A 4453-nucleotide genomic window follows, 5' to 3' on the forward strand; every position below is an offset into this window, starting at 1 on the left:
CCCAACCCCACCGCATGCAGCGCGGAATCCAGCAGCGCCGGATGCAGACCAAACGCACCCGCATCGGACCGGGCGCCCTCCGGCAGCTCCAGCTCCGTGTAGACCTCATCGCCCAGCCGCCAGGCGGACGTCAGCCCCCGGAACACCGGGCCATAGGCCAGCCCCAGGCCCGCCATGCCCTCATAGAGACCGTCCAGCTCGACCGGTGTCGCACCGGCCGGAGGCCAGGCGCCCAGGTCGAACGGTGCCTCCGACGCACCCGCCACCAGCGCACCCGAGGCATGACGCAGCCACGGCTCATCGGCGGCCGCGTCCTCGAACCGCGAGTACACCTCGAACGCACGACGACCGGAGCCATCCGGCTCGCCCACCGACAGCTGAAGCTGAACACCGCCCGCCTCCGGAAGCACCAACGGCGCCTCCAGCGTCAGCTCCTCGACCCGGTCACAACCGACCTGGTCACCGGCGCGAACCGCCAGCTCCACATAGGCCGTACCCGGCAGCAGCACCGAGCCCATCACGGCGTGATCCGCAAGCCACGGGTGAGTGTCGAGTCCCAGGCGACCCGTGAGCAGCAGTCCCTCGCCACCGGCCAGTGGCACTGCGGCCCCGACCAGCGGGTGGTCGACGGTCGCCAGCCCCAGTCCGGCCGTACCGCCCACGACGGCCGGGAGCTCGGGCCAGTAGCGCGCGTACTGGAAGGCGTACGTCGGCAGCTCCACCCGGGCCGCGCCCGTACCGGCGAAGACCGCCGCCCAGTCCACCGCCACCCCGCGCACATGGGCGCGCGCGAGGGCCTTCGTCAGCGTCTCGGCCTCGGCCCTGCCCTTGCGCAGGGCCGATACGAACGCGGCGTCCTCACCGGTGACACACTGCTGCGCCATCGCGGTGAGCACACCGTCCGGGCCCAGCTCGACAAACGTGGAGACACCCTGCGCTTCCAGCGCCCGCACACCGTCGAGGAAGCGCACGGCCTCGCGGACATGGCGCACCCAGAAGTCGGCGGTGGTGATCTCCTCGGCGGAGACCAGCTCGCCCGTCAGGTTGGAGACGATCGGGATGCGAGGGGCCTCGTAGGTCAGCCCCTGCGCCACCTCGCGGAACGCGTCCAACATGCCGTCCATACGCGGCGAATGGAACGCATGGCTCACCGTGAGCCGCTTGGTCTTACGACCCCGCTCCTCGAAACCGGACGCGATGGCGACGGCCGCGTCCTCATCACCCGCGATGACCACCGACGACGGCCCGTTGAGCGCGGCAATCGAGACACGCTCGCTGAGCAGCGGCGCCACCTCGTCCTCCGACGCCTGCACCGCGATCATCGCGCCACCCGCCGGAAGCGCCTGCATCAGACGGCCACGCGCCGCCACCAACTTCGCCGCGTCCGCCAGCGAAAGCACACCCGCCACATGCGCGGCGGCCAACTCACCGATCGAGTGGCCCGACAGGAAGTCCGCCTTCAGACCCCACGCCTCGACCAGCCGATACAGCGCGACCTCAATCGCGAAGAGCGCGGGCTGGGTGAAGCCGGTCTGGTCCAGCGCGGAGGCGTCCTCCCCGAACAGCACATCCCGCAGCGGCCCTTCGAGATGCGCGTCCAGCTCCGCGCACACCGCGTCCAACGCCTCCGCGAACACCGGATAGGCGTCGTACAGCTCACGCCCCATCCCCAGCCGCTGACTCCCCTGCCCCGTGAACAGGAACGCCACCTTGCCACCGACCACCGAACCCTGCACGAGCGCCGGGGAGCGACGCCCCTCGGCCAGCGCCCCCAGAGCCTTCAGCAGCCCATCCCGGTCCTCGGCCACCACCACCGCGCGGTGGTCGAACGCCGATCGGCCGGTCGCCAGCGAGTGGCCCACATCCACCGGCCGTAGTTCAGCCCGAGCCTCCACATGGGCGACCAGCCGCTCGGCCTGGGCCCGCAGGGCGGCCGCGCCACGGCCGGACAGCACCCACGGCACCACGGCGGGTGTGCCTGCGGGAGCCTCGACCGCCGCCACCTCCGGCGCCTGCTCGATGATGGTGTGCACATTCGTGCCGCTGATGCCGAACGACGACACACCCGCGCGGCGCGGACGGCCGGTCTCCGGCCACTCCGCCTGCTCGGTGAGCAGCGAGACGGCCCCCGCCGACCAGTCCACATGCGGCGACGGCTCGTCGGCGTGCAGGGTCCTCGGCAACACCCCGTGCCGCATGGCGAGGACCATCTTCATGATGCCCGCGACACCGGCGGCGGCCTGGGTGTGGCCCATGTTCGACTTGATGGAGCCGAGCAGCAACGGCCGCTCGGCGTCCCGCTCCTGGCCGTACGTGGCGAGCAGCGCCTGCGCCTCGATCGGGTCGCCCAGTGTCGTACCCGTGCCGTGCGCCTCGACCGCGTCCACATCGCCGGCCGACAGGCCCGCGGCGGCCAGCGCCTGCCGGATGACACGCTGCTGGGACGGCCCGTTCGGCGCGGTCAGGCCGTTGGACGCACCGTCCTGGTTCACGGCGCTGCCGCGCACCACCGCGAGCACCGGGTGGCCGTTGCGCCGCGCGTCCGACAGCCGCTCCACCAGCAGCATGCCCGCGCCCTCGGCCCAGCCCGTGCCGTCCGCGTCCGCCGAGAACGCCTTGCAGCGGCCGTCGGCGGACAGACCGCCCTGGCGGCTGAAGCCGACGAACGTACCGGGGGTCGCCATCACCGTGACACCACCGGCCAGCGCCATCGTGCACTCGCCCGAGCGCAGCGCCTGCATCGCCCAGTGCAGCGCCACCAGCGACGACGAGCACGCCGTGTCGACGGTGACGGCCGGGCCCTCCAGCCCGAGGGCGTAGGCGACGCGGCCGGAGGCGATGGAGCCCGTGCTGCCGGAGCCGATCGCGCCCTCGCCGCCACCGTCCGGGGCCTGCTCCACGAGCGTGGCGTAGTCGTGGTACATCACGCCCGCGAACACACCGGTACGGCTGCCGCGCAGCGTGGCCGGGTCGATGCCCGCGCGCTCGAACGCCTCCCACGACGTCTCCAGCAGCAGCCGCTGCTGCGGATCGGTGGCGACGGCCTCGCGCGGCGAGATCCCGAAGAAGGTGGGGTCGAAGTCGGCGGCGTCGTGGAGGAAACCGCCCTCGCGGGTGTACGAGGTGCCGGGGTGCTCGGGGTCCGGGTGGTAGAGCGCGTCCAGGTCCCAGCCACGGTCCACGGGGAAGCCGGAGATCGCGTCCTGGCCGGAGGACAGCAGCCGCCACAGGTCCTCGGGAGTGCGCACCCCGCCCGGGAAGCGGCAGCTCATGCCCACGATGGCGATCGGCTCGTCGTCGAGCGCGCCCACGGTGGACACCGGCAGGCCCGACTGGGCGCGGGTGCCCGCCAGTTCGTCCCGGAGGTGTTCGGCCAGGACGAGGGAGGTCGGGTAGTCGAAGACCAGGGTGGCGGGGAGCCGCATCCCGGTCACCGCGTTCATGCGGTTGCGCAGTTCGACGGCGGTCAGCGAGTCGAAGCCCAGGTCGCGGAAGGCGCGGTCGGGGTCCACGGAGTCGGCGGTGGCATAGCCCAGGACGGCGGCGACCTGGGTACGCACCAGCTCCAGCAGCGTCTCCAGCTGCTCGGCCGCGTTCAGTCGGGCCAGCCGCTGCGCCAAGGCGCCCGTTCCGGCGGAGCCCTCGGCCGTACGCCGTGCCGGGACCCGCACCAGCCCGGACATCAGCGGGGCCACCACACCGGTGGACGCCGCTTCGGCCCGTGCCGCCGCCAGGTCGAGACGCACCGGGACGAGCAGCGCCTCGCCCGCCCGTCCGGCCGCGTCGAACAGCTCCTTGCCCTCGTCGGTGCCGAGCGCGGCGACACCGCCCCGGCTCATCCGGGACATATCGGCCTGGTCCAGCTCACCGGCCATACCACCGGATTCGGCGGCCCACAGGCCCCAGGCCAGCGAGGTGGCGGGCAGGCCGAGGGCCGTACGGTGCTGGGCCAGCGCGTCCACGTAGGCGTTGGCGGCAGCGTAGTTGGCCTGCCCTGCGGCGCCGAAGACACCGGCGGCGGAGGAGAAGAGCACGAACGCCGACAGGTCGAGATCGCGCGTCAGCTCATGCAGGTTCCACGCCGCGTCCACCTTCGGACGCAGCACCCGCTCAAGACGCTCCGGCGTCAGCGAACCGATCACACCGTCATCCAGCACACCGGCCGTGTGCACCACACCGGTCAGCGGATGCTCGGCCGGAATCCCCGCCAGCACCTCGGCCAGCGCGTCACGATCGGCGACATCACACGCCGCCCAGCGCACACTCGCACCCAACCCGGCCAATTCGGCGGCGAGTTCCCCCGCGCCAGGAGCCTGGTCGCCACGGCGGCTCACCAGCAGCAGCTGCCGTACGCCACGCTCCGCCACCAGGTGGCGGGCGAACAGGGTGCCCAGCGTGCCGCTCGCACCGGTCACCAGGACCGTGCCGTCGGCGGCGAACTCCGACACGTCCT

Annotated in this window: 1 protein-coding gene; it reads right to left on the bottom strand. The window is 72.7% G+C overall.

Features of this window, described 5'->3' with window-relative positions; all coding sequences use genetic code 11:
• Window positions 1–4453: type I polyketide synthase (locus ABD329_RS47270; RefSeq protein ID WP_344318191.1), on the bottom strand; the 4453-nt coding region annotated here is incomplete at both ends.

This window comes from Streptomyces javensis, assembly GCF_039525925.1.
Lineage (GTDB): Bacteria > Actinomycetota > Actinomycetes > Streptomycetales > Streptomycetaceae > Streptomyces > Streptomyces asiaticus.